At 65.9% G+C, this 22,167-nt stretch carries 21 protein-coding genes and 2 pseudogenes; 4 read left to right on the forward strand and 19 right to left on the reverse strand.

Annotation, left to right across the window (positions count from 1 at the left end):
• Positions 1 to 11: 11 nt before the first annotated feature.
• The 7 genes from QW863_RS01535 to QW863_RS01565 form a co-directional block, all read right to left on the reverse strand.
• Complete coding sequence (locus tag QW863_RS01535; RefSeq protein WP_315712221.1) at positions 12 to 1,076, reverse strand: ketopantoate reductase family protein; 1,065 nt, start codon at positions 1,074 to 1,076, stop codon at positions 12 to 14.
• Between the two features lie 261 nt (positions 1,077 to 1,337).
• Positions 1,338 to 1,952: a YitT family protein gene (locus QW863_RS01540; protein ID WP_315712219.1), complete on the reverse strand. Its 615-nt coding sequence runs from the start codon at positions 1,950 to 1,952 to the stop codon at positions 1,338 to 1,340.
• Between the two features lie 25 nt (positions 1,953 to 1,977).
• Positions 1,978 to 3,144, reverse strand: coding sequence for an amino acid aminotransferase (locus QW863_RS01545; RefSeq protein ID WP_315712217.1), 1,167 nt, complete (start codon positions 3,142 to 3,144; stop codon positions 1,978 to 1,980).
• A gap of 191 nt (positions 3,145 to 3,335) precedes the next feature.
• Positions 3,336 to 3,665, reverse strand: a complete 330-nt coding sequence (locus QW863_RS01550) for a hypothetical protein (RefSeq protein WP_315712215.1) — start codon at positions 3,663 to 3,665, stop codon at positions 3,336 to 3,338.
• A gap of 78 nt (positions 3,666 to 3,743) precedes the next feature.
• Positions 3,744 to 4,100, reverse strand: a complete 357-nt coding sequence (locus QW863_RS01555) for a cupin domain-containing protein (RefSeq protein WP_315712213.1) — start codon at positions 4,098 to 4,100, stop codon at positions 3,744 to 3,746.
• A 182-nt stretch (positions 4,101 to 4,282) separates the two neighbouring features.
• Positions 4,283 to 5,245 (reverse strand): alpha/beta hydrolase, encoded by a 963-nt coding sequence (locus QW863_RS01560; RefSeq protein WP_315712211.1) that lies wholly within the window; start codon positions 5,243 to 5,245, stop codon positions 4,283 to 4,285.
• Positions 5,246 to 5,289: 44 nt separating this feature from the next.
• Positions 5,290 to 6,063: an SDR family oxidoreductase gene (locus QW863_RS01565; RefSeq protein WP_315712210.1), complete on the reverse strand. Its 774-nt coding sequence runs from the start codon at positions 6,061 to 6,063 to the stop codon at positions 5,290 to 5,292.
• Between the two features lie 213 nt (positions 6,064 to 6,276).
• Between QW863_RS01565 and QW863_RS01570 the strand changes: the two genes are divergently transcribed.
• A complete protein-coding gene (locus tag QW863_RS01570; RefSeq protein ID WP_315712209.1) occupies positions 6,277 to 7,266 on the forward strand; it encodes a DUF2155 domain-containing protein in 990 nt (329 codons plus the stop codon).
• 6 nt (positions 7,267 to 7,272) lie between these two features.
• Here QW863_RS01570 and aat read toward each other — a convergent pair whose 3' ends face one another.
• From aat to tcuA, 10 genes and pseudogenes are all read right to left on the reverse strand, one after another.
• Complete coding sequence (gene aat, locus QW863_RS01575) at positions 7,273 to 7,953, reverse strand: leucyl/phenylalanyl-tRNA--protein transferase (RefSeq protein ID WP_315712207.1); 681 nt, start codon at positions 7,951 to 7,953, stop codon at positions 7,273 to 7,275.
• 59 nt (positions 7,954 to 8,012) lie between these two features.
• Positions 8,013 to 9,101, reverse strand: coding sequence for a sensor histidine kinase (locus QW863_RS01580; protein ID WP_315712206.1), 1,089 nt, complete (start codon positions 9,099 to 9,101; stop codon positions 8,013 to 8,015).
• On the reverse strand, positions 9,098 to 9,535 hold the full coding sequence (locus tag QW863_RS01585; RefSeq protein WP_172109443.1) for a response regulator: 438 nt from the start codon (positions 9,533 to 9,535) through the stop codon (positions 9,098 to 9,100). Before QW863_RS01585 ends, QW863_RS01580 begins: the two co-directional genes overlap by 4 nt.
• Positions 9,532 to 11,052: a sensor histidine kinase gene (locus tag QW863_RS01590; RefSeq protein WP_315712204.1), complete on the reverse strand. Its 1,521-nt coding sequence runs from the start codon at positions 11,050 to 11,052 to the stop codon at positions 9,532 to 9,534. Before QW863_RS01590 ends, QW863_RS01585 begins: the two co-directional genes overlap by 4 nt.
• 115 nt (positions 11,053 to 11,167) lie before the next feature.
• Positions 11,168 to 12,517: an acetyl-CoA carboxylase biotin carboxylase subunit gene (accC, locus tag QW863_RS01595; protein ID WP_315712202.1), complete on the reverse strand. Its 1,350-nt coding sequence runs from the start codon at positions 12,515 to 12,517 to the stop codon at positions 11,168 to 11,170.
• A 90-nt stretch (positions 12,518 to 12,607) separates the two neighbouring features.
• Positions 12,608 to 13,093: an acetyl-CoA carboxylase biotin carboxyl carrier protein gene (gene accB, locus QW863_RS01600; RefSeq protein WP_315712201.1), complete on the reverse strand. Its 486-nt coding sequence runs from the start codon at positions 13,091 to 13,093 to the stop codon at positions 12,608 to 12,610.
• Between the two features lie 50 nt (positions 13,094 to 13,143).
• Positions 13,144 to 13,623, reverse strand: a complete 480-nt coding sequence (gene aroQ / locus QW863_RS01605) for a type II 3-dehydroquinate dehydratase (protein WP_315712200.1) — start codon at positions 13,621 to 13,623, stop codon at positions 13,144 to 13,146.
• A 264-nt stretch (positions 13,624 to 13,887) separates the two neighbouring features.
• Entirely contained in the window at positions 13,888 to 14,595 is a 708-nt protein-coding gene (locus QW863_RS01610; RefSeq protein ID WP_315712199.1) for a DUF1236 domain-containing protein, read from the reverse strand.
• A 186-nt stretch (positions 14,596 to 14,781) separates the two neighbouring features.
• Positions 14,782 to 15,879, reverse strand: a complete 1,098-nt coding sequence (tcuB, locus tag QW863_RS01615; protein ID WP_315712198.1) for a tricarballylate utilization 4Fe-4S protein TcuB — start codon at positions 15,877 to 15,879, stop codon at positions 14,782 to 14,784.
• Positions 15,866 to 17,286 (reverse strand): annotated as a pseudogene (gene tcuA, locus QW863_RS01620) (FAD-dependent tricarballylate dehydrogenase TcuA). The gene tcuB and the pseudogene tcuA overlap by 14 nt, the downstream one beginning before the upstream one ends.
• Positions 17,287 to 17,492: 206 nt before the next feature.
• On the opposite strand from tcuA, the gene QW863_RS01625 reads away from it, so the two are divergent.
• Positions 17,493 to 18,164: a GntR family transcriptional regulator gene (locus QW863_RS01625; RefSeq protein WP_315712636.1), complete on the forward strand. Its 672-nt coding sequence runs from the start codon at positions 17,493 to 17,495 to the stop codon at positions 18,162 to 18,164.
• 122 nt (positions 18,165 to 18,286) lie between these two features.
• Here the strand turns inward: QW863_RS01625 and QW863_RS01630 are convergent, their stop codons facing one another.
• A complete protein-coding gene (locus QW863_RS01630; protein WP_315712195.1) occupies positions 18,287 to 19,051 on the reverse strand; it encodes a DsbA family protein in 765 nt (254 codons plus the stop codon).
• 126 nt (positions 19,052 to 19,177) lie between these two features.
• Positions 19,178 to 20,572, reverse strand: coding sequence for a M48 family metalloprotease (locus tag QW863_RS01635; RefSeq protein ID WP_315767296.1), 1,395 nt, complete (start codon positions 20,570 to 20,572; stop codon positions 19,178 to 19,180).
• A 152-nt stretch (positions 20,573 to 20,724) separates the two neighbouring features.
• Between QW863_RS01635 and QW863_RS01640 the strand changes: the two genes are divergently transcribed.
• Together QW863_RS01640 and QW863_RS01645 are read left to right on the forward strand one after the other, a co-directional pair.
• Positions 20,725 to 21,924 (forward strand): pyridoxal phosphate-dependent aminotransferase, encoded by a 1,200-nt coding sequence (locus QW863_RS01640; RefSeq protein WP_315712191.1) that lies wholly within the window; start codon positions 20,725 to 20,727, stop codon positions 21,922 to 21,924.
• Positions 21,925 to 21,931: 7 nt separating this feature from the next.
• A pseudogene (locus tag QW863_RS01645) lies at positions 21,932 to 22,084 on the forward strand (dicarboxylate/amino acid:cation symporter); the annotation flags it as partial.
• Positions 22,085 to 22,167 lie beyond the last annotated feature (83 nt).

The raw sequence follows: 22,167 nt of genomic DNA on the forward strand, positions 1-22,167 counted from the left end.
GCGCCTGCGCATCACTGCGCGCTGGAGCCGCCGACCACGATCTTCTCGTTGAGCTTGAAGTCGACCGTCTGCACCGTCTGCTCGATGTCGGGGTTGGGCATGCCGAGCTGCTGCGAGATCAGCTTCACCAGAAGGTCGACGCGTTCGATGAACGGCGCGCCCGCGGCGACGGCGCGCGCGGCCGACGACGGCTTGAGCAGGCTCTCGGCCGCCTTGGCGTATTTCTCGAACGGCACCTGGTCGCTCGGATCGGCGCCGAGCTTGCGGGCGATGGCATCGACATGCTCGTAGATCGATTTCGACTGGGCGAGATTGCTATGCACGGCATCGCGGATCGCCTGCGGTTCACCGCGGGTGATGCAGCGGTAGTTGCCGGTGAGCAGCATCGACCACTTCGCCAGCGGCACGAACAGCGAGTCGAACACCTTCAGCTTCACGGGCACGTCCTGGCCGTCGAGCCTGACCGCGTCGATGTCGCGCTCCAGCTCGCGGAGCAACGCGTTGTGCGTCTCGTCCTCGAACGCGGCGGCCTTGAAGTTGGTCGGCAGGCCGACATGCAGCACGTTGGCGGCTTCCTCCGGCGGACGGAAGGCCTGCGGATCCGGCGAGCACAGCGTGACCAGCCCGGGCGTGAAGCGTTCCCACACCGCGGGATTGGTGTAGGCCTCGTCGAGGTCGACGTTGGCGAGCGCCGGGATGCGCTTGAGATAGGGCAGCGGCGGCATGTTCATGATCGAGAGGCACGGCAGCTTGGCCTCGGCGATCTTCACCATCAGCACGCGAATGGTGTGGTTGGTGTACTGCGGCTCCTGCATCGCAAGACCGACCAGGTCGTAGCGCGACAGGTCGACGCTATCGGGCGTGGCCGCGTCGAGCTTGCCCGGCAGGTCGCGCGAGAAGATCGAGCGATGCGCCGGCTCGTCGCGCAGCTTGATGCGGACTTCCGTGCCGTCGCGGTTGATCAGCTCGGCTGTCTTCTTGCGGCAGACCAGCGTCACGTTGTGGCCGGCCATCAGCAGCTTGGTGCCGAGGAGGGAGCCGTAGGAGGCCCCGAGAATCAGAATGTTGCGTGCCATACCTTGGTCGTCCCCAGAGATCGGTTCGAGATTTTGCGTTCGCGTTTCTTGTTGGCGATCCAGCCGTACCGACGAGTCCGTCAGGCGTCCGGCAGGAGCGGACGGATGCGGTAACCCATTGCCTCGGTTGCTGGCATACCAGAGCTTTCATCCCACGGAATGCGCCGTCTGGCAAGGTGCAGCGCACTCGTGCGGCATCCGGCGCGTGTCACGGTGGGGCTATCCGAGCGCAGATCGACCTTGCGCTTGGAGCTCGGCCGTTCAGCTCAGCGCCATATAGCGCCCCGGCTTGTGGTTGATCGCGATGATGACGTTGACGATCACGATGCCGAGGATCGACAGCGCCAGCCGGTTCACGGGGATGACGAAGAACGCGGCGATCATGATGAGGAAATCGACGGCGAGCTGGAAATAGCCGGCGCGGATCTTCCAGTGCTCCTGCAGATACAGCGCCAGAATGTTGATCCCGCCAAGCCCGGTGCGATGCCGGAACAGCATCAACAGGCCGGTCCCGGTCAGGCCGGCGCCGATTACGGTGGCATAGATCGGATCGATATGGCTGATGTCGATCCATGACGTCGTCAGCCGTGAGAACAGGGCGACGAGCCCGACCGCGACAAAGGTGCGGATCGTGAACGGCCAGCCCATGCGCCGGACGGCCAACGCATAGAACGGCAGATTGATCAGGAAGAAGCTGACGCCGAAACCATAACCGCTGATGTAGCTCAACAGCAGCGACAGACCGGCGGTGCTGCCGACCAGCAGCACCGTCTTGCTGTAGATCAGCATGCCGAGCGACACGAACAGCGTGCCCAGCGTCAGCGCCATCGCGTCCTCGTAGAGCTTGTGCCGCTCCTGAGCGACGATCTCTGTCACGGCCTTGATCCTTGCAGGCGATGTTTCAAAGCGACTTGAACAGGCCGGCAACGCGCGCGACGTCGGCGAGCTTCAGGCCTGCAATGTTGATGCGGCCCGAGGTCGGCATGTACACGCCGTGCTTTTCGCGCAAAGTCATGACCTCGGCCGGCGTCACCGGCAGCAGCGAGAACATGCCTTCCTGGACGCCGATCGCGATCGTGTTGGACCAGCGCCCGCCGAGCGCCTCGGCAAAAGAGCGGCGCAGCGCGGCGAGGCGCTGGCGCATCGTCTCGAGCTCGCTGCTCCAGTCGGCATAGAGGTCCGGCGTGTCGAGAATCGTCTTGACGATCGCCGAGCCATGGTCGGGCGGCATCGAATAGCTGGTGCGGGCGATGGAGACGAGATTGGAGCGCGCGGTCTCGGCTGCGGCCTGTGCCGAGGCGACGGCGTAGAGCGCGCCGGTCCGCTCGCGGTAGAGTCCGAAGGACTTCGAGCAGGACACCGCCAGCAGCGCCTCGGGCAGGGCCGCGACCATTGCCCGCAGGCCGGCGGCATCGCCCTCGAGACCGGCGCCAAAACCCTGATAAGCGGAGTCGATCAGCGGCACGAGGCCACGCGCGGCCATCACGGCGGTGATGCGCGCAAAGTCCTCGGTGCTGAGCGGGGCGCCGGTCGGGTTGTGGCAGGAGGCGTGGATCAGGACGGCGTCGCCGGGCGCGGCGCGCTGCAGCGCCTCCAGCATGCGGTCGAGCTGCAGCGTCTGCGACGGAACGTCGAAGTAGGGATAGGTCTCGACCTCGAGCCCCGCCGCGGCGAAGATGCCGGCGTGGTTGGGCCAGCTCGGCAGTCCGAGCCAGATCTTGCCGGTGCCGGCCTGGCGGATCAAATCGGCGGCGAGGCGGAGCGCACCCGAGCCGCCCGGGGTCTGCACGCCTGCGGCATGGACCGAGGGCGCGGGGCCGCCGACGAGCGACCACAGCAGGTCGAGGAAGAGCTGGTCGCCTTCCGGCGCCACATAGCTCTTGCTGTCCTGGCTCTCCCAGATGATGCGCTCCGCAGCTTTCACAGCGCGGAAGATCGGCGAATGGCCGGCCTCGTCGCGATACACGCCGACGCCGAGATCGACCTTGTCGGCTCTCGGGTCAGCCTTGAAGATGCCGATCAGAGCGAGCAGGGGATCCTCGGGCTGGCGGGTCAAGCGGTCGAACATCGGAGCGATCCTATTGGAGGAGGGGCCTGCCAGACGGCCATAAGCCGTCCTTGCGGGCGACGGGACACTATCTCGGTTGCAGCGCAAGAACAGCGGACATTTCGGCGATGCTCCGCTTCGTTCGCTGCATGGGCGGCCGTTGCGCCCTCAGAACTTGCCCTGGCCCGCCTGAGCGAACTGAGCGACAAGCGTCAGCGACTGCCTTCTGAGCCAGAACGGGGCTCGGGAGCCGGCTGTGGGGACTCGTTGCGGATCTTGCGCGCGCGCCTGGCGGCAAGCTGTGAGCGAACCCTGCCATCGACTTTGCGGCCTGTCGCACGTTGCCATTTCCGAAGCTCGGCCGCGGTCAGGATCACTTTCACGATCCGCTCGTCCGGGCGACTGCCGATCGTGTCGATGACCTCCTGAGCGCTGGCCAGCCATTCTTCATAAGTGTCGTGCAGATCCGGGCAGATCCGCCTGATGTCCTCCCACTCTTCGGGCTTGAACCAAGCCAGCGCAATCTCCAGAGTTGGCTCCATGTTTATCCTGCTCACCTGTCCGCTCTGAATGATATCTCAAGCTCGCGGAGGCCCGAAGGTCTGACGCCTTCCGGCGAGTCAGATGCGCGGCTTGGGCGCGGGCACCCGGTCGGAGTCGCCGGAGTTCGGTTCGCCCTTGGGTTCGATCAGGAGCACCTTGACCTCCTTGGCCGCGCGCGGCCGGTGGACGACCCCTTTGGGGACGACGAACAACTCGCCGGCCTTCACCGTCCGCGACGGCTGCCCCTGAATGTCCATCTCCATCTCGCCTTCCAGGACCAGGAAGAAGTCATCCGTCGTGTCATGCTTGTGGAACGGGAATTCTCCCATGAACTTCACGACCATCACGTCATTGTCGTTGTAGTCCGCGACCACGTGCGGGTCCCAATGGCCTGAGAATTGGCTCAGCTTGTCGGCGAGGTTCACGGTCTTCATGCGGGAGTCTCCTGCTGCGAGGAATGAAATGTGAGCTGTCCAGTCGTCCCGGCCGGCTTGCGCGGGATGTAGCTGCTGCTCGAGCGCGAGCAAGCCGATCTCACACGCGACGACTTCGGCCGCATGTGAGCACGACCCGCGAACTCGCGGGTCGGTGCGTTCTGAGCTCAGCGCGGTAACGCTCAGATGCCGCCGGGCCGGTCGAGCTGCTTCAGCCAGGCGCCGATGTCGCGTGCGGCGACATTGGCCTGGTCGAGCAGCTTGCCCATCGTGAAGAAGCCGTGGAATTGGCCGGGATGGTTGCGATGCGTCACAGGCACGCCGGCCTCGCGCAAGCGGCGCGCGTAGTCGTCGCCCTCGTCGCGCAGCGGATCGGCGCCGGCCGTGAGCACATAGGCAGGCGGTAGCCCGGCTAGGGTTTCCGCCTTCGCCGGGGAGGCCCGCCAATCGTGGACGTCGGCGGCACTGTTGAGATAATGGTCGCGAAACCAGCGGATCACCGAATGCGTCAGCAGCACGCTGGTCTCGGGCTCGCTGTGCGAGGGATGGCTCATCGAAAAGTCGGTGGCCGGATAGATCAGCACCTGGCCTGAGAGCTTCGGGCCCTTGCCGTCACGCGCCAAGAGCGCGACGACGGCGGCGAGATTGCCGCCGGCGGAATCGCCGCCGACGCTGAGCCTGGCGGCATCGATGCCGAGCGCGGCAGCATTGTCGGCGATCCATCGTATGGCCGCGGCGGCGTCGTCGACCGCGGCCGGAAACTTGTGCTCGGGCGCGAGGCGGTAGTCGACCGAGATCACGATCAGTTCGCCTTCGTGCGCCAGCGCGCGGCAGACCACGTCATGCGACTCCAGATTGCCGATCACCCAGCCGCCGCCGTGATAGAACACCAATCCTGGTGCAAGACCGTTGGTCTGCCGCACCGTCCTTGGCCGATAGAGCCGTGCCGGGATTGTGCCATGCGGGGCAGGGATGGCGAGGTCCTTGACGTCCGCAAGCTCGGGCGGCTCGGGATTGCTCACGACGCGCGCGGCCAGATAGTAGTCCCGCGCCTCCTGTGGTGTCAGCGTCTCATAAGCCGGCCGACCGGCCTCCTGAAATGCTTTGTAGACGGCAGCGGCATCGGCATCGAGTTGCACGGGCATTGCAAAAACCTGTCGGGTTGAAAGACGGTCAAGTTGAAGGGACGTCAGGCGGCGGTGCGGCCGCCATCGACGGTGTAGGCCGCGCCGGAGACGTAGCTGGCATCGTCGGAGGCGAGGAAGGCGACGATCGAGGCGACCTCCGCGCCCTGGCCGAGCCGGCGCGCGGGGACGCGATCGACCACCTTGTCGGCCGGAACCGCGGCGCCGCTGCGCCCTTCGATGATCGCGCTCAGCATGCGGCTCTCGATCAGCCCGGGGCAGATGCAGTTCACACGGACATTGGTGCCGGTGCACTCCCAGGACGCGCTCTTGGTCAGGCCGATGACCGCGTGCTTGCTGGCGCTGTAGACGGCGATCTGCGGCGAGCCGATCAGGCCGGCGATCGAGGCGGTGTTGATGATCGAGCCGCGGTTCTGCTTCAGCATCACCGGCAGCACGTGCTTGAGGCCGAGGAAGACGCCGACGACGTTGACGTCGAGCACGCGACGGAACGCCTCCAGCGGATATGCGGTGATCGGCTTGATCTCGCCTTCGATGCCGGCATTGTTGAAGAACACGTCGATGGTGCCGAACCGATCGCACGCTTGTCGCACATAAGCCGCGACCTGGTCCTCGTCGGTGACGTCGGCGGCCACGGCGAGCGCCTCGGCGCTCGCCGGCAGGGCGGCCGTCGCGGCGGCGAGATCGGCCTCGCGCCGGTCCACGGCGACGATGCGGGCCCCGCGCGCGGCCAGCAGCCGCATGGTCGCGGCGCCGATGACGCCGGCCGCGCCGGTAACGACGGCCACTCGGCCGTCGAGACGGATCGAATCAGACATCGATTTCCTTCCCTTTGGCGCCGGTTCCGATCCGGCTCTTGATCACGACTATCTCATTGGAAGAACCGGCTGACCAGCACGCGGAGTGCTGGCAGCTCGCCCTTCCCCCGCCGTATTCGACATGTTAACGGGAGGGCTGATCGAGAGCGGCGGATGGGTCATGACGCGATTTGATTGTCCCGAACCCCGATTCGCCTGATAAAGCCGCGCGAGATGCACCGAACAATCGTCCTGACCGGTATCGCGGCATTGCTGGCCGCCACATCCCTCACGCTGTCCGTGCCGGCGCGCGCGCAGATCGGTACCATTTTCTCCGATCCCGTTCCGCGCCCGCCGGGCAACATTCCGCGCCGTGGCGAGCCGATTCCGCCTCCCGAGGAAGAGGAGGAGATCCCGGAGCTGCCGCAGGGCCGGGTGCTGCCGGCGCCAACCCGTCCGCCGCCAGGGCAGGGCGCCGCCCTGCCGGGTCCGGTCCAATCCCAGCCGCTGGCGCCGCCGCCGGGAACGACGATCCTGCCACAGAACAATCCTCCGGTTGCGGCCGTGCCGCCACCCGGCCAGCCGGGGGCTGCGCTTGGTCAGCGGCAGGCACCGCCACGCGGCGCACCCCAGAATGCAGCGATCCCGCCGAACGGCGCGGTACCGCAGACCCCGGCCACCATCCAGCCGGGCGACGAGGTCGTGACCGAACCGCCGGCGCAGAAGATCGTCAACAAGAAGGCGAGCTTCTCCGGGCTCGACAAGATCACCGGCCGCATCATCAATTTCGACGAGGATATCGGCGAGACCGTGCAGTTCGGGGCGCTCCGGGTAAAGACCGACGCCTGCTACACGAGGCCAGCCACCGAGGCCGCCAACACCGACGCGTTCGTGCAGGTCGACGAGATCACCTTGCAGGGCGAGGTGAAGCGCATCTTCTCGGGCTGGATGTTCGCGGCCAGCCCCGGTCTGCACGGCGTCGAGCACCCGATCTACGACATCTGGCTGGTTGACTGCAAAGAGCCGCAGACCACGGTCGTCAGCGCCGCCGCGCCGGATCAGAAGCCGGCCGCGGCGCCGCAGCCTGCGCAAAAGCGTCCGCCGCAGCAGCGGCAGGCGGCGCCCAGACCGCCATCGCCGCCGCAGCAGATTCAGACCCAGCAGGTGCCGCCACCACCGCCGCCGCCCCAGGCGGGTGGACCGTTCGGCGGAGTGTTCAGATAACCTCGCTCAGCCGCGCGCTGCGATGATCGCGAGTGCCTCGGTGCCCGAGATCGGCCGATCAACCGCCAGCCTGGCGAAATTGGCGGCCGGCCCCCTCAGGGCCTTTTCGAGCAGCACGGTGTAGCGCCGGCGCGGGATCTCAACGGCGCCGAAGGTCTTGAGGTGCTCGGTGACGTATTGGGTGTCGAGCAGCTCGAAGCCCCCGGCGATCAGCCGCGCGACGAGATGCACGAGCGCGACCTTCGAGGCGTCGCGGGTGCGGTGAAACATGCTCTCGCCGAAGAAGGCGCGGCCCAGGCTGACGCCGTAGAGGCCGCCCACCAGCTCGCCATCCTGCCAGCATTCGACGCTGTGGCAATGGCCAAGCGCGTGGAGGCCGGTGTAGAGCTCGCGGATACGCCTGTTGATCCAGGTGTCCTCGCGGCCAGGCTGCGGCTCGGCGCAGCCATCCATCACCGCCTTGAACGCCTGGTTCACGGTCACGGCGAAGGCGTCCGACCGGACCGTGCGCGCAAGGCGCGAGGCGACGCGAAAGCCGTCGAGCGGAATGACGCCGCGCAGCTCCGGCTCGACCCAGAACAAGGTCGGGTCGTCGGCACTTTCGGCCATCGGGAAGATGCCGCAGGCATAGGCACGCAGCAGGACCTCGGGCGTAATCTCGGACGCTGCAGAGTCGCGCGTATTCATGGGATCAGCATAGCAGGCCGATGCCGGGCGCGCGATGGTTGCGTGCCGGCTGCGTCGGCTCAGCCGACCGCGGCAGCCGCGGGCTTGGGAGCATCTTTTTCGAGGCGGAAGCGGACCACGATCCTGGTGCCGGCATGGCTCGGATCGGGGCCGACGGTGGCGTCGAGCTTGGTCGCCATGGCGCTGACGATGCGCTGGCCCATTCCGGTCGAGCGCGGATCGCTGGTTGCGTTGAGGCCGACGCCGTTGTCGGCGATCGACAGCACGATGTCCTCACCTGCAAGCTTCAGTTCGACATGGATCGGGCCCGGCCCATCGGGGTAGGCGTATTTGACCGCGTTCATGACCAGCTCGTTGACGACGATGCCGATCGCGACCGCGCGATCCGGGTCGATCTCGACCGGCTCCGCCTTCAGGGTCAGCCGCGACATCCGGTTGCCCTCCGCCGAGCGGCGCAGGTCGTCGAGCAGCGAATCCAGATACTGGTTGAGCAGCACGCTCTTGAGATCCTGAGACGTGTAGAGGCGGCGATGCACCTGCGCCACGGCGGCGACGCGGCCCATTGCATTGGTGAGCGCGGCCTTGACGTCGTCCTGGGTGCTGGAGTTGGCCTGAAGATGTAGCAGCGAGGCGATGATCTGCAGCGAATTGCCGACGCGGTGATTGACCTCGCGCAGCAGGACCTCGCGCTCGGCCGCCAGCGCCGCGTAGCGGTCGCGTGACGCCCGCACTTCCGCCTCCGCCTCGTCGCGGGCCTTCTGCAGCCGGGCCTGGCGCACCGCGCCTTCGGCCGCGACCTGCAGCAGGGGAATGAACTCGCCCTGCACGTCCTTGACGAGGTAGTCGGCCGCGCCGGCCTTCAGGGCCGTGACCGCGATCTTGGAATCCTGTGAGGCGGTGACGAACACCACCGGCGGCGGTTCGGGCAGCGCCATGATGCGCTCCAGCGTCTCGAGTCCGTCGAAGCCTGGCATGTACTGGTCGAGCGCCACGACGTCGATGCCGCCGCGCTCCAGCCGCTGCAAGCCCGCGCTGCCGTCGGCGGCGTGTTCCACCGTGAAGCCCAATCGCTTGAGCCCGCGCTCGACCAGCCGCGCCAGCGCTGCGTCGTCGTCGATATAGAGCAGCGTGGGGGCGGCGGAGCTCATGCGGCGGGCGGAACCTGGATGACGGAGAAGAACAGGCCGAGTTGGCGAATGGCGTTGGCGAAGCTTTCGTAGTTGACCGGCTTGGTGATGTAGACGTTGCAGCCGAGTTCGTAGCAGCGCTTGATCTCCTGCGAGTCGTCCGTCGTGGTGAGGATGACCACCGGCGCGCTCTTCAGGAAACTGTTCTGCTTGACCATCTTGAGGATGTCGATGCCGGTCATGTCCGGCAGGTTCAGGTCGAGCAGGATCAGCAATGCGTGCCCCTTGTGATCAAGGCCGGTGCCGTCAGCACCCAGCAGATACTTCACGGCATCTGTACCATTGGTGAACGGCTTGATCTCGTTGTTGACGCCGGACCGGCGGATGTTGCGCTCGATCAGGCGGGCGTGGCCTTCGTCGTCCTCGATCATGATGATCGTCACGGGCATGGTCATCGGTCTGAGTTCCGGTTTGAGGCGTTCCAGTTGATCGGGAGCGTGATGGTGAACGTGCTGCCCTGGTCTAGCTCCGACGCGACCGACATGGTTCCGCCGAGCCGGCGCACCAGCGCGCGGACATGCGCCAATCCAATCCCCTGACCCGGACGGTCCTGGGTTCCGGCGCGACGGAAAAGATCAAAGATACGTTGATGATCCCTGGGATCAATCCCCCGGCCGTTGTCCGTAACCTCGAAGATGGCAAAACCGAGCTTGGTACGGGCGCGAATGGCGATGTCGCCGGGAACGCCCGGCTTGAGATATTTGATCGCGTTGTCGATCAGGTTGGAGAAGATCTGCTCCAGCGCCAGGCGGTCGCTGACGATGGCCGGCAACGGTTCCACGCGGATGGTGGTGTCGGTTTCCGCCGCCTGATGCGCCAGGGTCGAGACGATGCCCTCGATCAGCTCGCGGGTATCGATCCGCACCGGCACGAACTCGCGGCGGCCCTCGCGGGTCAGGTTGAGGATGGCCGTGATCAGCCGGTCCATCTTGGCGATCGAGGATTTGATGAAGCCGAGCGCCTCGCTGAAATCCTCCGACAGCTGCTGGTCGGCGCCTTCGAGCTCGGGCTCGGCGCCTTCCGCCGGCGGCGGCGCGTCGGAGGCCGCCCGCGCCAGCGTTGCGATCCGCCGGAAGATGTCGTTGCGCAGCTCGTCGAGCTCGCTGGTGAAGCCCATGATGTTGACGAGCGGCGAGCGCAGGTCGTGGCTCACGATATAGGCGAAGCGCTGGATCTCCTCATTGGCCTCGCGCAGGTCCGCGGTGCGCTCGTCGACGGTGGCTTCGAGGTTGAGGTTGCTCTCGCGCAGCCTGGCCTCGGCCTCGTCGCGCGCGCTGGTCGAGCGGCGCACAAGGAGCACCGAGATGATCGCGAGCAGGACGACCAGGGCCGAGCCAGTCACCGTCACGACGGTCGCCAGCTGCTGGCTGCGGTCGGCATTGGCGGTGCGCAGCACGAACAGCCGCTCTTCCTCCAGCCGCATGCGATTGGCGAGATCGCGGATGTTGATGCTGGTGTTGCCGGAAGCGGCGCTCCGCACGAGCGCGGCGGCGGCGGCGAGGTCACCCTGCGCGGCCAGCTCCTTCTCGCGCCTGAACTGGCCGAGGCGGGTGTCGATTTCGGCGCGGACCTGGCGGAGCAGCTCGACCTGGGCAGGATTGTCGGCCACGAGTGTTCCGAGCTTGTCGAGCACCGGCGCGATCGCGGTGACGGCGGCGTCGTGATCGGTCAGAAACGTATTGTCCTGGGTCAGCAGGTAGGCGCGGGCGCCGCTCTCGGCCCGGCGGACCTCGAGCAGCAGCGCGTTGATCTGGTTCTCCGCCTCGATGGTGTGCACCACCCAGGCGTTGTCTTTGCGGGCCTTGTTGACGAGCAGCACCGAGGCCGTGCTGACGACGACCAGCACCAGGAATCCCGCCGACAGCAGCAGGATTTGTCCCAGCGTGCGCCTTTGTCCAATCTCAGGCGCCACCGCTCACTCGCATGCCAATTGAAATACCTGCCCCCTCAGCGGAACCGCCGAAAGAGCAGAACGCAGTGCGGGCTGGAGGGTTCCGGCGCGTCAGTGGAATTTTGCGGTTAGCCGCTCACTCCGCCTTCTGGCCAGCGAGGTACTGTTCGAGCCAGTGGATGTGATAGTCGCCATCGATGATGGCCGGCTCGCGGACAAGGGCCCTGAACAGCGGCAGCGTGGTCTCGATGCCGTCGACGACCATCTCGTCCAGCGCCCGCCGCAGCCGCATCAGGCATTCGACCCGGGTCTTGCCGTGGACGATCAGCTTGCCGACCAGCGAGTCGTAATAGGGCGGGATCACGTAGCCCTGGTAGACGGCAGAGTCGATGCGGACGCCGAGGCCGCCCGGCGGATGGTACTGCAGGATTTTGCCCGGCGAGGGCCGGAAGGTGACAGGGTTTTCCGCATTGACGCGGCACTCGATGGAGTGGCCGTTGATGACAACCTGGTCCTGGGTCATCGGCAGGTCGCCGCCGGCGGCGATGCGGATCTGCTCCAGTACGAGGTCGATCCCGGTGATCATCTCCGTGACGGGATGCTCGACCTGGATGCGGGTATTCATCTCGATGAAATAGAATTCGCCGTCCTCGTAGAGGAATTCGATGGTGCCGACGCCGATATATTTCAGCTCCTGCATCGCCTTGGCGACGGTGTTGCCGATCTTGGCCCGGGCCGCTGCGTCAAGCACCGGGGAGGGGCCTTCCTCCCAGACCTTCTGATGGCGGCGCTGCAACGAGCAGTCGCGCTCGCCGAGATGGATGGCGCCGCCGCGGCCGTCGCCGAGCACCTGGATCTCGATGTGACGCGGCTTCTGCAGATACTTCTCCAGATAGACCGAGGCGTCGCCGAACGCCGATCTCGCCTCGTTGGCCGCTGTGGTCAGCGCCAGCTGCAGGTCGGCCTCAGTGTGGGCGACCTTCATGCCGCGGCCGCCGCCGCCGGCGGCTGCCTTGACCAGCACCGGGAAGCCGATCTCCTTGGCGATCGCCATCGCGTCGTGGTCCGGAGTGACAGCGCCATCCGAGCCTGGAACGACGGGAATGCCCAGCCGCTTGGCCGTCTTCTTGGCCTCGATCTTGTCGCCCATCAGGCGGATGTGCTCCGCCTTCGGCCCGATGAAATGCAGATTGTGGTCCGCGAGAATCTCGGCGAAGCGCGCGTTCTCCGACAGGAAGCCGTAGCCGGGATGCACGGCGTCGGCGCCGGTGATCTCGCAGGCGGCGAGCAGGGCGGGAATGTTGAGGTAGCTGTCCTTCGACGGCGGCGGCCCGATGCAGACGCTTTCGTCGGCGAGGCGGACATGCATCGCATCGGCGTCGGCGGTGGAATGCACCGCGACGGTGGAGATACCGAGCTCCTTGCAGGCCCTGAGGATGCGAAGGGCGATTTCGCCGCGATTGGCGATGAGGATCTTGTCGAACATGGTGCCTCGGGCGCGAGTGGCGAGTAGCGAATAGGGAGTAGCGAATAGGGAACGGACGGCTATTCGCTATTCGCCATTCGCTACTCGCAATTATTCAATGATCACCAGCGGCTCGCCGAACTCGACGGGCTGGCCGTCCTCGACCAGGATCTGCGTCACCGTCCCGGCGCGCGGTGACGGAATCTGGTTCATCGTCTTCATCGCCTCGATGATCATCAGGGTCTGACCGACGGACACCTTGGAGCCGACCTCGACGAACGGCTTGGCGCCGGGCTCGGGCGCCCAGTAGGCGGTGCCGACCATGGGAGAGGGCACCACGCCGGGATGTTTTGACAAGTCCGCGCCGGCGGCTGCCGCGGTGGCGGCTGCGACCACGGGAACGCCAGCGGCGGCGGTTCCGATGGCCGAATGGACGGCCGCCGCAACGGTCACGTTGCGGGCAACGCGGATGCGAAGGCCGGCACGCTCCAGCTCGATCTCGGTCAGGCTGGTCTCATCCAGCAGCGCTGCGAGCTCGCGAATGAGCTGGCTGTCTTCGGATTTCGCGATGGTCTTGTCGTCGGGCTGGGGCGCCATGATCTGATCCGGAACGTTGGGTGCGTGAGGACTGTGACGTCAGGCTTGCGCTAGATGTCGGTCTGCGTGACGGCTTTGGCGCCGATCTTGGCGGCGAGGCCGGTGATCGCCAGCCGGTAGCCGTCGATGCCGAAGCCGCAGATCGAGGCAAACGCGGCCTTCGCGGTGAAAGAATGGTGCCGGAAGCTCTCGCGGGCGTGAATGTTGCTGATGTGCACTTCGACGGTGGGGATCTTCACCCCCATCAGCGCGTCGTGCAAGGCAATGGAGGTATGAGAGTAGGCGCCGGCATTGAGGATGATTCCGACCGCACCGCGGCTGCGGGCCTCATGGATGCAATCCACGAGCACACCCTCATGGTTCGACTGCCGGCACTCCGCCGTCAGGCCGAAGCGGGCGGCCGTCTCGACGCAGAGCCGTTCGACGTCTGCCAGGGTGGCATGGCCATAGGTCTCCGGCTCGCGGGTGCCCAACAGGTTGAGGTTGGGTCCGTTGAGGACATAGATCGTGTTGTGCGCGGCGTCGGCCATTCCCATCCCGGCGGTGTGGCGGCAGTGGGCGGCGTTATAGGTAACAAAGCCGCCAAGGGGAAGCCTTTCGGCAGCCGGGCCGGCTGCCCGACGCTTGGTCCGTCAGACGAAAAAACCGTCTTAAGCATACGAAATTGCTGAACAACCGGGTTCGTCCACGGGACCGCACGCGTTGCGTGCAGTGGCTCCCGCGTGCTCTTTGCACAATAGATTGGGGCGGGCATTGCTGCCCGCCCCTCGTTCTCGTCGCCTGCCCGGTCGGGATCAGACGTTGAGAACCGCGACGATCTCGTAGGTGCGAGGATCGATCACGACGATCTGCTCGCGCACCAGGATGAAGTCATATCCGCGCCACTCCGGATAGATCGTCACGACTTCGGCCGGGAGCGGGTGGAAATGAACCTCGCGCGGCACTCTTGTGCCGACGGAGATGTTGAAGTTGACGTTGGTCACCGGCTCGACGTGCTGGCTGCGGATCACGCTGGTGATCTTGGTGCGCTGCTCGGTGGTGAGCTTGGCGCCGGCGCCGGCCTGTCCGGTGGTGGTCTGCGAGCGATCGCTGCCGGTCTTCGTCTCGGCGTTGGTGCTGGTGCCGCTCTTGCTGTCGCGACCCTCGGCCTTCATGTTCTTGGAGCCGGCCTTGTCGTTCTCGGAGGTCGCGCCCTTGGCATTCGGACCCTTCATGCCTTCCTCGGCGCGCTGGCCCTTGGTCGCACCGGGCTTCTGTTCGGACTGACTGGAGCGCATGTCGGACGCAGGCGAGCCGCTGTCGCGATGCATCGCGCCGCCGGGCGCGTTCATGCCACCGCTCGATGCTCCGCCGGCAGCACCACCGGTCGCACCGCCCTGCATGGCTGCGCCGCCGGACTGTCCAGCTGCGCCGCCCGCACCGCCGGTACCTTGCGCATGAGCAAAACCTGCACCCGCCAGGAGCGCGATTGCAGCAACTGATACCATCAAGCGATTGGTCATCCTCTATCCTCCTCGTATTTGCACTGCCCGCGCCGACAACGGCAGGAGGTAGGAGTCGTTCCGTGCGTCGCCGATCGTTCCGGAAAAATGTCGCAGATCGCAACTTTATGAACGGATGCTCAGAGTCATGAATGCTGCATGACGACAACAGTGATCCGTTGCGTGTCGCCGGCGACTTCGCATGAGCTACGCGCCGTGACGTTCGCGCGCGTAGCGGACGAGCGCCAAGAATCGATAAAGGCCGTGCACGAACTTGCCGTAGGGCATCGTGATGAAGAGCGCGAACACCGCACCGAGATGGAGCGCGAGCAGCAGGCCCATCGTGCTGGTCTCGCGTAGCAAGAGGAGGGCGAGCCCGGTTGCGCCGGTGAGGACGAGCATCGCCAAGAACGCGACGTCCATGGCGCGACTGCCCGCATCCATCATCGCAGGCTCACGGCTGCGCTTGGCGGTGTAGAGTCCGAGCGGACCGACCACGATGCCCAATCCGCCCAGCGTGCCGAGCACGACCGGCAGGTCCCACAACGGATAGGGCGCCTCACGGTGCAGAAGATAGTGATAGAGCGTCGCGACGCTGGTCGATGCGACGCAGAGCATGAAGCCCCAGAACGTCAGATGGTGATAGAACCGCCGGGTGTCGCTTGGCCGCTCATCCTCGTTGTAGCAGCCGACGCCGCCACCATCGAGATAGCGCAGGCTGGCTGCGTCGCGAACGGCGCGCAGCAGTGGACGTGGGCGCGTCAAGGTCGAGCTCGGCTCGCCGATATCGTTCCAGAAGGCCCGAGCGCCCATGATGAAGGCAATGATGGCCCACAGGAAGGCGGCGCCGAACAACAGCGCCATCGCGTTGTGGGGCATGAGCACGTAGAACGAGCCGGGGCCGTGCCGGCTTGCAAACACCGCGGCGGGATCGTTGAAGGCCACGATGCCGATGATGAACGCGGCCATGCTGACCACGGCGATGAGCGATACCGCGAGACCATTGCGCCTGAACAGCGGTGCCAGCGCGCGCGGCCAGGCATAGTCGGCATAGCTCTCGTGCCGCACCCGGGCCAGAACGGAGGGGACGCGGACGTCGAACTCGTGCGGGGGGGAGAACTGGCAGTCGACGTAGCAGGCCCCGCAGGCATGGCAGAGATTGGCGAGATAGTTGAGGTCGCCGCCGGTGAAGGCGCGGCGCATCTCCATTGCCGGAAACACGGCGCAGAGTCCCTCGCAATAGCGGCAGGAATTGCAGATCGTCATCAGCCGATCCGCCTCGGTCAACGCCTCACTGCGCTGCATGTGTCGCTGCTCCCTGGCCGGCGATACGCCCGAACACGCTGCCGATCGTCATGCCGATTCCTGCGGCATAGCCGCGGCCGAGCACGTTGCCGGCCATGATCTCGCCTGCGGCGTACATGTTGTCGGCGGGACCGCCGGACTTCATCATCATCTTTGCGGCGTGATCGACCCGCACGCCGAGATAGGTGAAGGTAATGCCGGGCCGAACCGGATAGGCGTAGTAGGGGCCGCTATCGATGCGGCGCGCCCAATGCGATTTCGGCGGCGTCAGGTTCTCGGTGCGGCAATCGTCGAGGATGTCGGGATTGAATTGTCCGTCGCGCACCGATGCGTTGAAGTGCGCGACGGTGGCGGTCAGCTTGTCCGGATCGAGGCCGAGCCTGCCAGCGAGCTCGGTGATGCTGGCCGCCTCGATCGCGGGGTAGAGCGACGGCATGAACAGGTTCGCCGATTTCGCGTCGAAGATGATGTAGGCGATCTGGTCCGGCTGAGCGGCAACCAGGCGTCCCCAGATCGCGTAGCGCTTCGGCCAGACGTCCTCGCCTTCGTCGTAGAATCGCTCAGCGTTGTTGTTGACGACGATGCCGAACACGACGCAGTCGAGCCGCGTGATGATGCCGCCGTCATATTTGGGGGCGCGCGCATCGATCGCCACCGCGTGGCACTGGGTCGGATCGCCGATGCTGTCGACGCCGGCGCCGAGCAGCATGTCGAGCACCGTGCCGCGATTGTTGGGCGTGCCGCGGATCAGGAAGTTGCGCGCGATCTCGCCCCAGCCCTCGACCAGCCTGTCGATGTTGGCTTCGAAGCCGCCCGCTGCCGCAACCAGCGCCTTGCCGCAGATCCGCGTCCTGGCGTCACGCTGCCGGATGATCGCAGCGTCGAAACGGGTCTCATCGATGTCGAGCCCGACCACCTCCGCCTCATACAGCACGTCGACGCCGAGCCGCTCGGCGGTCAGATACAGCGCATTGAGCATGGCCCGGCCGCCGCCCAGGAAGAACGAGTTGGTCCGCCCTAAGCTCAGCGTCCCGCCGAGCGACGGCTGGAAACGCACGCCCTGTGCGACGATCCAGTCGAGCATGTCCTTGGACTCGCGGATCATCAGGCGCGCCAGTTGTTCGTTGGTCTGGCCTTCGGTGACGCGCAGGAGATCGTCCCAGAACTCGTCCTCGGTGTAGGGTAGGGGCCGCTCAACGTCGCGGTCGCCGCGTCATGGGCGCAGCGCATGTTGCGGGTGTGGCGCGTATTGCCACCGCGATAGAACTTGGAGGCCGCCTCCAGCACGATGACCGAGGCCCCGCCGCGCCGTGCCGCAATGGCGGCGCAGAGGGCTGCGTTGCCGCCGCCGACCACGACGACGTCGTAGGTCAGGGGATGGTCGGCGATATCGCTCTGATCAGTCATCGCAGGCCCTCGCGGACGCAAGGCGGCGGGGCCTGGACCGGCTTTGGTCCACACAGCCACCCCATCGGCATGCCAGCCGTCGGCCAAGCGATGATGGACGGTACGGAAGTAAAGGCTACAGTGCGCATAGGGTTAGTATGCTATTGTATACAAAAATATGCAAGATATGCTGTTGTTCGCAACGAGATTGTGAAATGGTGACCCCCATGTCCTCGGAAGCGCCATCGCTCACCATCGATCGTGACAACGTCTCTCTCGGCGAGGCGGTATTTCGTGCGCTTTGCCATGCGCTGGAGAACGGCTTCTATCGCTCCGGCGATCGGCTGCGTGAGGACGAGGTCGCCCAGAAGCTGAACGTCAGCCGGACGCCGGTCCGTGAGGCTTTCGGCAAGCTGGTGGCCAAGGGGTGGGTGCAGCCGGCTGGTGGACGCGGCCTGATCGTGCGCAGTCTCGACGAGAATGAAGTCCTCGAGCTGTACGCGATGCGGGAAATTCTCGAAGGCGCCGCGGCCCGGCTCGCCGCGCAGTATGCCGTGTCGGCCGAGATCGCGGCGCTCCGCGACATTCATGCACGCTTTGTCAGCGGGGGGGACGACGCCGCCGAGCTCGCGCGGCTGAACCGGCTGATGCACGGTGCGATCCAGCGCGCGGCGCGCAACCGCTATCTCGATGCCGCCCTCGAGGACATGCATGTCGCGACAGCGCTGCTGGGAACCACGACGTTTGCGGCCGAAGGACGTGCGGCAACAGCCGCGGCCGAGCATGGTGAGCTGATCGAAGCGATCGCGATCCGCGATCCCGATCGGGCCGAGGCGATTGCACGCGGGCACATCCGCGAGGCACTTCGAACCCGGCTCGGCATGAAGCTGAAGGGATAGGCGAGGGCGCTGCCGCCACCCGGCTGCCGCTTCGCCACCGGCTCACGGCAAAAGCAGAAGGCCGGCTGAGACAGCCGGCCTTCGATTGATCTCGTGATGGCGAGACGCTTTGGCAGAGATGCTCAGCAGCTCGCCTTGCCGCAGCGGGCCGCGCTGATCTTCTCGCGCAGGCCCTCGACGCCGACGGCGCCGATCACGACCTGCTTGCCGATCACGTAGCTCGGCGTCCCGTTCATGCCCATCTCCTCGGCGAGCTTGAAGTTTTCCTCGATCGTCGCCTTGGCCTCGGGGCTCGCCATGTCCTTCTCGACGCGCGCCATGTCGAGCCCGAGATCCTTGGCGACCGCGAGCGCATGGGCCTTGTCGGCTTGGCCGCGGCCGCCCAGCAGCTTCTGGTGGAAGTCGAGATATTTCTGCGGGGCCTGCATGCGAACGGCAACGGCGACCTGCGCGGCCTCGACGGAGCCCTGGCTCAGCACGGGAAATTCCTTGAGCACGACCTTCAGCTTCGGGTCGCTCTTCATCAGCTCCATCATGTCGGCCATCGCGCGCTTGCAGTAGCCGCAATTGTAGTCGAAGAACTCGACGAAGGTGACGTCGCCATCCTTGTTGCCGAGCACGACGCCGCGCGGCGAGTTGAAAATGGTCTCGGCGTTCTTGCTGACGCTGGCCTCGTGCTTGGCCGCCTCGGCTGCCGTCTGGCGCTTCTGCAGCTCGGCCATCGCCTCTTCGAGAACCTCGGGATGCGCGATCAGGTAGTTTCGGACGATGGTCTCGATCTCGCCCCGCTGGCTGTCGGAGAAGCTCTCCGCCGACGCGAGCTGAGGCACGCCGCAGAGCGAAAGCGCGAGCAACATCGCGGGAATGAGCGTGCGGACTGACGGCATGAAGGAGGTCCTCTGGGTCAAATGATCGGGTCCTTGTCGATGGTCGTGACGGTATTTTGATATTCTGGATCGGATGATAGCAGTAGTTCAAAACTTCAGCGGGCGCCAACCCCGCTGTCCGACACCCTACTGGCCGGAAAGCGGCTTTGCCGTGACGATGTCGTCAGCCCTGACCCAGCCTGGCGAGCCGACCGCGAAGCGGGTTTTTGCACGCGAGGCAAGCTCGCGCGCCGTCTTGTTGTCGCCACGCAGGAAGGCGGCCTGCGCCGAGGCGAGATCCGCCTCCGCATAATCGCCCTTGCGACCGTAGGCCATCGCGAGCTGGGAATAGCCGAGCGGCGCCTCGGATTCGCGCGCGACCGCCGCGCGCAAGATTGAGATCGCCTCCTCAGTGTAGGCTTTGTTCTCGGATGCCACCAAGGCCTGACCAAGTAACATCTCGATGAGCGGGGCGTTATTGGACAGGTGCACCGCCTTGCGCAGCGGGGCGATCGCCTCAGTGGGGCGGCCGCCCTCCAGCAGGGCCTGGCCGCGGACCTCGTAGAAATAGGCGTTGTTGGGTTGCACCTGGATCAGGGCATCGATCTGGCTCAGGGCGCTGCGCAGGTCGCCATGCAGGTAGGTGGAGATTGCCCTGGCGTAGCGGGCGGGCAGGCCGGTGTCCGACAATGGATAGCGCCGCGCCACCGTGTCCGGCCGTTCCATGAAGGCCGAGATCTTGGCACGGACCATGTCGTGGCGGAGCTGCAATGCGGGGTCGTCCTTCTTGTCCCAATAGGGGCTTTGACGCGCGAGGCCCTCGAGCGCCTCGACGCGATCGGCCGGCATCGGATGTGATTGCAGATAGGGGTCGGCGCCGCGCGCGGCGAACAGGCTCTCATTGGTGAAGCGCTTGAACGTCTCGTACATGCCCTTCGGCGATTGCGCTGTCGCAGTGAGGAATTTCACCCCCGCGCGGTCGGCGTTCTCCTCCTGCTGACGCTGATACGACAACAGCGATCGGCGGATGACCTCGCCCGGGGCCGACAGCGTCGCGGCGCCGGCATTGGCAAGGCCGCTGCCGCCGCCGCGCGCGCCGACCGCGAGGGCGCCGGCGCCGAGAATGGTGGCGATGATCATCTGGGTCTGGGCGGTGGCGAGCTGCTGGCGCAGCTTGGCGAGATGGCCGCCGGCGAGATGGCCGGTCTCGTGCGCGAGAACGCCGATCAGCTGGTTCGGATTTTCCGACTGCAGGATGGCGCCGTAATTGACGAAGATGCGGCGGCCGTCGGCAACGAACGCGTTGAAGGACGCATCGTTGATGATGACCATCTGGATGTTCTGCTTTTCGAGCCCGGCGACGCGCAGGATCGGCCGGGTATATTCACGCAGCAGCACCTCGGTCTCGGTGTCGCGCAGGATCGGCGGTCCCTTGCCTTGCTGCGCCGATGCAGGCGCGAGCGGCGCCAGCGTCACGGCCGCCGCGACGACCGCGGCAAGCCCGCCGGACAGTTTCTTGCGAAGCACGATACGGAGCGACATCAGGCGATCTTTGCAATTGGCGCGAGGCGCGAGACGGGCTATTGCCCACCAAACGGCGGAATGCGGCTCATCTGCGGCGAACGAGGCCCATGGGCTGACCCCGACCGGTTCACGGAGCGGGTCCGAACAGCCGGGGTCAATAGCAGATATCGATGGTGGATGCGACAGTGATACCGACATTGGAACAGCGGATCGCCGACCTGACGGCGCCGTCCGCGCGCAGCAATGTTCCGCCGTTCATGGTGATGGACGTGATGGCTGCGGCCGAGCGGATCGAGGCGGGCGGTGGACATGTCATCCACATGGAGGTCGGCCAACCGGCGGCGCCTGCGCCACGAGCGGCCATTGCGGCCGCGCATGCCGCGCTCGATCAGGCCCGCATCGACTACACCTCGGCGCTCGGTCTGCTGTCGCTGCGACAGCGAATCGCGCGGCACTATCGTGAGACGCACGCTTGCGAGGTCGATCCGGCGCGGATCGTGATCACGACGGGATCCTCGGCGGGATTCATCCTGGCGTTCCTGGCGATGTTCGAGCCCGGCGACCGCGTGGCCGTGACCGTGCCGGGCTATCCGCCCTATCGCCATATCCTGACGGCGCTGGGCTGCGAGCCGGTGCTGATCGAGACCACGGCGGAGAACCGTCACGCCCTGACCGGCGAAGCGCTGCTCGCCGCGCACCGCAAGACGCCGCTGAAGGGTGTGCTGGTGGCAAGTCCCGCCAATCCGACCGGCACCATGATGTCGCGTGAGGCGCTGGGCGGTGTCATCGCAGCCGCACGCGACGCCGGCATCCGCTTCATCTCCGACGAGATCTATCATGGTCTGGACTACGCGTTTCCGGCGGTGACGGCGGCGGAGCTGTCGCGCGAGGCCCTGATCATCAACTCGTTCTCGAAGTACTTCTGCATGACGGGCTGGCGCATCGGCTGGATGGTGGTGCCAGATGCGCTGGTGCGGCCGATCGAGCGTCTGCAACAGAACCTCGCGATCTCGGTTCCGACCCTGTCGCAGATCGCGGCGGAAGCGGCGTTCGACGGCCGGACTGAAATGGAGGCCATCAAGCACGGTTACCAGGAGAACCGGCGCATCCTGATCGAGGGTTTCCCGAAGGCCGGCCTGACCCGGTTCCTGCCGACCGACGGCGCCTTCTACCTCTATGCCGACGTGTCCGACTTCACCTCCGACAGTTTCGACTTCGCCAAGCGGATGCTGGAGGAGACCCATGTGGCGGCCACGCCGGGCGTCGACTTCGATCCGATCCACGGCCGCAGCTTCGTGCGCTTTTCCTATGCGCGTTCGGCCGAGGACATGCGTGAGGCGGTGGCCCGGATCGCGCGCTGGTTAGGCTAGGGCGCGCGAGCCGCGTGCACTGACCAACATCATCGGCAACGGCATCGCCACCGTGTTCGTCTCGTGGCGCGAAGACGAACTCGACCATGATTTCCTGCAGCGACGGCTCAATCAGCAGATCGATCCGTCGGATGTCGAGACGGCCGTGACGACCGGCTGAGCGGCCTCCGGTCGTCACGGTCAAGAACGATCGCCATACGAAGAACGCCATATGAAAAACGCCCGGCCAATCTGGCCGGGCGT

This window comes from Bradyrhizobium sp. SZCCHNR1017, assembly GCF_032381375.1.
Classification (GTDB): domain Bacteria; phylum Pseudomonadota; class Alphaproteobacteria; order Rhizobiales; family Xanthobacteraceae; genus Bradyrhizobium.

Coding starts and splice junctions, on each gene's coding strand:
- QW863_RS01535 (WP_315712221.1), bottom strand. CDS start 1,076: ATGGCACGCAACATTCTGATTCTCGGGGCCTCCTACGGCTCCCTCCTC.
- QW863_RS01625 (WP_315712636.1), top strand. CDS start 17,493: ATGTCCTCGGAAGCGCCATCGCTCACCATCGATCGTGACAACGTCTCT.
- QW863_RS01565 (WP_315712210.1), bottom strand. CDS start 6,063: ATGTCTGATTCGATCCGTCTCGACGGCCGAGTGGCCGTCGTTACCGGC.
- tcuB (WP_315712198.1), bottom strand. CDS start 15,879: ATGCAGCGCAGTGAGGCGTTGACCGAGGCGGATCGGCTGATGACGATC.
- accB (WP_315712201.1), bottom strand. CDS start 13,093: ATGGCGCCCCAGCCCGACGACAAGACCATCGCGAAATCCGAAGACAGC.
- aroQ (WP_315712200.1), bottom strand. CDS start 13,623: ATGGCCGACGCCGCGCACAACACGATCTATGTCCTCAACGGACCCAAC.
- QW863_RS01580 (WP_315712206.1), bottom strand. CDS start 9,101: ATGAGCTCCGCCGCCCCCACGCTGCTCTATATCGACGACGACGCAGCG.
- QW863_RS01560 (WP_315712211.1), bottom strand. CDS start 5,245: ATGCCCGTGCAACTCGATGCCGATGCCGCTGCCGTCTACAAAGCATTT.
- QW863_RS01545 (WP_315712217.1), bottom strand. CDS start 3,144: ATGTTCGACCGCTTGACCCGCCAGCCCGAGGATCCCCTGCTCGCTCTG.
- QW863_RS01550 (WP_315712215.1), bottom strand. CDS start 3,665: ATGGAGCCAACTCTGGAGATTGCGCTGGCTTGGTTCAAGCCCGAAGAG.
- QW863_RS01635 (WP_315767296.1), bottom strand. CDS start 20,572: ATGTCGCTCCGTATCGTGCTTCGCAAGAAACTGTCCGGCGGGCTTGCC.
- QW863_RS01585 (WP_172109443.1), bottom strand. CDS start 9,535: ATGACCATGCCCGTGACGATCATCATGATCGAGGACGACGAAGGCCAC.
- QW863_RS01610 (WP_315712199.1), bottom strand. CDS start 14,595: ATGACCAATCGCTTGATGGTATCAGTTGCTGCAATCGCGCTCCTGGCG.
- QW863_RS01570 (WP_315712209.1), top strand. CDS start 6,277: ATGCACCGAACAATCGTCCTGACCGGTATCGCGGCATTGCTGGCCGCC.
- QW863_RS01630 (WP_315712195.1), bottom strand. CDS start 19,051: ATGCCGTCAGTCCGCACGCTCATTCCCGCGATGTTGCTCGCGCTTTCG.
- aat (WP_315712207.1), bottom strand. CDS start 7,953: ATGAATACGCGCGACTCTGCAGCGTCCGAGATTACGCCCGAGGTCCTG.
- QW863_RS01640 (WP_315712191.1), top strand. CDS start 20,725: ATGGTGGATGCGACAGTGATACCGACATTGGAACAGCGGATCGCCGAC.
- QW863_RS01555 (WP_315712213.1), bottom strand. CDS start 4,100: ATGAAGACCGTGAACCTCGCCGACAAGCTGAGCCAATTCTCAGGCCAT.
- accC (WP_315712202.1), bottom strand. CDS start 12,517: ATGTTCGACAAGATCCTCATCGCCAATCGCGGCGAAATCGCCCTTCGC.